This is a genomic window from Burkholderia sp. Ac-20392 (assembly GCF_017104585.1).
GTDB classification, from domain to species: Bacteria; Pseudomonadota; Gammaproteobacteria; order Burkholderiales; family Burkholderiaceae; genus Burkholderia; species Burkholderia lata.
Genome location: NZ_JAAGPB010000608.1, coordinates 1 through 4,535, shown reverse-complemented (window position 1 = coordinate 4,535; position 4,535 = coordinate 1). Strand labels below are relative to the sequence as shown.

Genomic DNA, 4,535 nt, shown 5'->3' with positions numbered 1-4,535 from the left:
ACGTCGACTTGCCGCAGCCGGAGCTGCCGAGCAGCGCGAACAGTTCGTTCTTCGCGATCGTCAGGTTCACGTTGTCGACGGCCGTGCTGTCGCCGAATTTCTTCACGACGTTTTCGATGCGGACGAAAGCGTCGTTTTGCGTACGGGCCGCGGGGGCCGGTTGGGTCTGTCGTGCGGCAGCGGAAGAGGGTATCGATTGCATGGGATTCACCATTCGTTCTTCACGGATTGCAGGCGTGAGCGTCCCCGCGCGAGGCGCGCAATGCGACTCACGGACGACGGCTCGTGCCGGATGGAACAGTGCGCGCGGCGCGCGCGGGCGGACGGAGGTCCGCGGATCTCAGGCGGGCAGGCGTGAAGCGATGCCTGCGCCGCCGGAATGCTGGGCGATCAGTGGCCGGTCTTCAATTGGGCCCACAGGCGGTTCTGGAGGCGCAGGATGTCGGCCGGCATCGGCTTCATCAGCACCATCTTCTTCAGCACGTCTTCCGGCGGATAGACGGTCGGATCCTGCGCGACGGCCGGCGTGACGAACTGGTGTGCGGCCTTGTTCGCGGTCGGGTAGAACACCGTGTTGGTGATCGCCGCGTTGACCTTCGGATCGGATACGTAGTTGATCCACTTCAGGGCGGCTTCGGGGTGCGGTGCATCCTTCGGGATCACCATCACGTCGAACCACAGCAGGCCGCCTTCCTTCGGGTTCGAGAACTTGATGTCGTACGAACGCTTCGCTTCAGCCGAGCGGCGATGCGCGATGCCGACGTCGCCCGACCAGCCGAGCGCGACGCACACGTCGTTGTTCGCGAGGTCGTTGATGTAGCCGGACGAGTTGAACTGGGTGATGTACGGGCGGACTTTCTTCAGGACTTCGAACGCAGCCTGGTAATCGCCGGGGTTCGTGCTGTTCGGGTTCTTGCCCATGTATTGCAGCGTGGCGGCGAACACGTCGACGGCCTGGTCGAGGAACGACACGCCGCAGCCCTTCAGTTTTTCCATGTTGGCCGGGTCGAACACGAGTGCCCAGCTGTCGACCGGCGCCTTGTCGCCGAGTGCCTTCTTCACCGCCTGCGCGTTGTAGCCGATGCCGTCCGTGCCGTACGCCCAGGGCACGCCGTACTGGTTGCCCGGATCGGCATCCGCGATCATCTTCATCAGCAGCGGATCGAGGTTCGCGAGGTTCGGCAGCTTCGACTTGTCGAGCTTCTGGTACACGCCGGCCTGGATCTGCTTGGCCATGTAGTTCGACGTCGGCACGACGATGTCGTAGCCCGAACTGCCGGCCAGCAGCTTCGCCTGAAGCGTGTCGTCGCTGTCGTAGTTGTCGTACTTGACGTGGATGCCTGTCTGCTTCTGGAAGTTCGGGATCGTGTCCGGCGCGATGTAGTCGGACCAGTTGTAGACATTCAGTTCGTCGGCCGCGTGTGCCGTCGGGCTGGCGACCGACGTGAACGCGGCCGCGGCGGCAAGGGCGGCAACGGAACAGGCTTGGCGAAGAAAGCAGGCACGCATGGTGGAATTCCCCTGGTTATGGCGGCGTGCGGCGCCCGCCGCACGCCTATAGGCAAAACCGTTACGAAATACCCAATTGCTGGGCGGTTGCATCGACTGCTTTTTTCGCCTTCGATACGAGTTCATCAATTTCCGGCCGCGAGATCACGAGCGGCGGCGACAGCAGCATCCGGTCGCCGGTCGCACGCATGATCAGGTTGCCGTTGAAGCAGAAGTCGCGGCAGATCGTGCCGACGTCGCCGCCGTTCGCGAAGCGGCGGCGTTCGGCCGGCGCTTCGGCGAGCTGCAGGCTCGCGACGAGGCCGTGGCCGTGCACCTCGCCGACGATCGGGTGACGCGCGAAGGTTTCGCGCATCAGTGCCTGGAAGTACGGGCCCGTGTCGTTCTTCACGCGCTCGACGATTCCTTCGTCACGCAGCAGCTTCAGGTTCGCGACTGCGACGGCGGCTGCCACCGGGTGGCCCGAGTACGTGAGGCCGTGGTTGAATTCGCCGTTGTCGATGATGGGCCGCGCGACACGTTCGTGAATGCCGACGGCGCCCATCGGCACATAGCCCGACGTGAGACCCTTCGCCATCGTGATCAGATCGGGCTCGAAGCCGAAGTGCTGGTGTGCGAACCATTCGCCGGTACGGCCGAAGCCGCCGATCACTTCGTCGGCCACCAGCAGGATGTCGTACTTGCGGCAGATCCGCTGGATTTCCGGCCAGTACGTCGACGGCGGGAAGATCACGCCGCCCGCCCCCTGGAACGGCTCGCCGATGAACGCGGCGACATTCTCCGCGCCGAGTTCGAGGATCTTCGCTTCGAGCTGTTGCGCACGGGCGAGGCCGAACGCTTCCGGCGTTTCACCGGCCGCTGCTTCGCCGAAGAAATACGGCTGGTCGATGTGCACGATGTTTTCGACCTTCGACGGCATCTGCTCGTGCATGTAGCCCATCCCGCCGAGCGTGCCGCCCGCGATCGTCGAGCCGTGATAGCCGTTCTTGCGCGAGATCACGAACTTCTTCTGCGGCTGGCCCTGCACGCGCCAGTACTGGTGCACGAGGCGCAGCACGGTGTCGTTGCCTTCCGAGCCGCTGTTGCAATAGAAGAAGTGGTTGAAGCCCTTCGGCGTGACTTCCGCGAGCATCGCGGAGAGTTCGATCACCGGCGGGTGGGTGGTCTTGAAGAACGTGTTGTAGAACGGCAGTTCCTGGATCTGGCGATACGCGGCGTCGGCGAGTTCCTTGCGGCCGTAGCCGACGTTCACGCACCAGAGGCCGGCCATCCCGTCGATCACCTTGTTGCCTTCCGAGTCCCACAGATAGACGCCGTCGGCCTTCACGATCACGCGGCTGCCTGCGCGATTCAGCGCGCCCATGTCCGAGAACGGGTGGATGTGGTGCGCGGCGTCGAGCGCGCGGTATTCGGCGGTCGTGCGTGCCTGCGTCGCGCGCGGTGCGGCGGCCGTGGCGCTCGGTGCGGCCGGCTGGATCCAGGCAGATTCGTTGCGGTACGTCATGTTTCCTCCGTGATTCCGTATTCGGTTGGGTGCACGCTCAGACGTGCAGCAGCAGATGGCGGCGTTCCCACGAGCTGATCACGCGGAAGAACGCTTCGTATTCGGTTTCCTTCAGCGCGAAATACGCTTTCAGGAACTTGTGGCCGAGGATCTCGCCGAGCGGTTCGCAGGCGGCCATCAGCGTCAGCCCTTCCTCGAGGTTGCGCGGCAGCTGGTACGGCAGGTCGTAGCCGTCGCTGACGAGCGGCTCGGTCGGCTCCAGGCGCTGCGTCATGCCGAGGTAGCCGGCCGCGAGCGTCGCGGCGAGCGCGAGGTACGGGTTGCAGTCGACGCCCGGGATACGGTTCTCGATGCGGCGTGCCGACGGGCCCGAATGCGGGATGCGGAAGCCGACCGTGCGGTTGTCGTAGCCCCACTGCACGTTGATCGGTGCGGCCATGAAGCGCGACAGGCGGCGATACGAGTTGATGTACGGCGCGAAGATCGGCATCAGTGCCGGCGTGTACTTCTGCAGCCCCGCGAGGTAGTTGTAGAACATCGACGTCGCGCCGCCGGTTTCCTGCGACGTGAACAGGTTCTGGCCCGTTTCCTCGTCGACGATGCTCTGGTGCACGTGCATCGCCGAACCCGGTTCGTCTTCCATCGGCTTGGCCATGAACGTCGCGTACATGTTGTGACGCAGCGCGGCCTCGCGCACCGTGCGCTTGAACAGGAACACCTGGTCGGCCAGCGACAGCGCGTCGCCGTGCATGAAGTTGATCTCCATCTGCGCGGCGCCGACTTCGTGGATCAGCGTGTCGATGTCGAGGTTCTGCGCTTCGCAGTACTCGTAGATGTCCTCGAACAACGGGTCGAACTCGTTGACGGCCTCGATCGAATACGACTGGCGGCCCGTTTCGGGGCGGCCCGTACGGCCGACCGGCGGACGCAGCGGCAGGTCCGGATCCTTGTTCATGTCGACCAGGTAGAACTCGAGTTCCGGCGCGACGACGGGCTTCCAGCCCTTCGCCTTGTACAGGTCGAGCACGCGGCGCAGCACGTAGCGCGGCGAGATCTCGACCGGCGAGCCGTCGAAGTGCACGCAGTCGTGGATCACCTGCGCGGTCGGGTCGATGGCCCACGGGATCAGGCGGATCGTCGATGCGTCGGGTACGCACACCATGTCGGGGTCGGTCACACCGGTCAGCGAGCCGTCTTCCGGATATTCGCCGGTGACGGTCTGCACCATCACGGCTTGCGGCAGGCGCATCGATTCGCCGGACGTGAACTTGTTGCGCGGCGTGATCTTGCCGCGCGCGATGCCGGCCATGTCGGGAATGATCGCTTCGACTTCAGTGATCCGGTGCTGCTTCAGAAAATCTTCGATGTCATGCATGTCTGTTCTCGTTGGTTTGGTCGGCGCTCAGGCGAGCGCGGCGGCGGCCACGGCACGCGTGCGGGCGGCGCGGCAGATCGGAAGAGCGTCGGGTAGGGAACGAGTGTATACCGCGGTTAGATATCGGGTGGTAGCCTTACGCTGAGA

At 64.4% G+C, this 4,535-nt stretch carries 4 protein-coding genes; all 4 read right to left on the bottom strand.

Annotated features, from left to right (window positions below; translation table 11 throughout):
* The coding region (locus G3N99_RS35450) for an ATP-binding cassette domain-containing protein (RefSeq protein WP_124586136.1) at positions 1-202 on the bottom strand (202 nt) is incomplete at its 3' end.
* Positions 203-390: 188 nt separating this feature from the next.
* Complete coding sequence (locus G3N99_RS35445) at positions 391-1,509, bottom strand: polyamine ABC transporter substrate-binding protein (RefSeq protein WP_011353445.1); 1,119 nt, start codon at positions 1,507-1,509, stop codon at positions 391-393.
* A gap of 61 nt (positions 1,510-1,570) precedes the next feature.
* Entirely contained in the window at positions 1,571-3,013 is a 1,443-nt protein-coding gene (locus G3N99_RS35440; protein ID WP_174937579.1) for an aspartate aminotransferase family protein, read from the bottom strand.
* A gap of 37 nt (positions 3,014-3,050) precedes the next feature.
* Complete coding sequence (locus tag G3N99_RS35435) at positions 3,051-4,388, bottom strand: glutamine synthetase family protein (protein ID WP_011353443.1); 1,338 nt, start codon at positions 4,386-4,388, stop codon at positions 3,051-3,053.
* Positions 4,389-4,535: the final 147 nt, after the last annotated feature.

Excerpts from the sequence above, each read along its gene's own strand:
- G3N99_RS35440 (WP_174937579.1), bottom strand. The coding sequence starts at position 3,013 with ATGACGTACCGCAACGAATCTGCCTGGATCCAGCCGGCCGCACCGAGC.
- G3N99_RS35445 (WP_011353445.1), bottom strand. The coding sequence starts at position 1,509 with ATGCGTGCCTGCTTTCTTCGCCAAGCCTGTTCCGTTGCCGCCCTTGCC.
- G3N99_RS35435 (WP_011353443.1), bottom strand. The coding sequence starts at position 4,388 with ATGCATGACATCGAAGATTTTCTGAAGCAGCACCGGATCACTGAAGTC.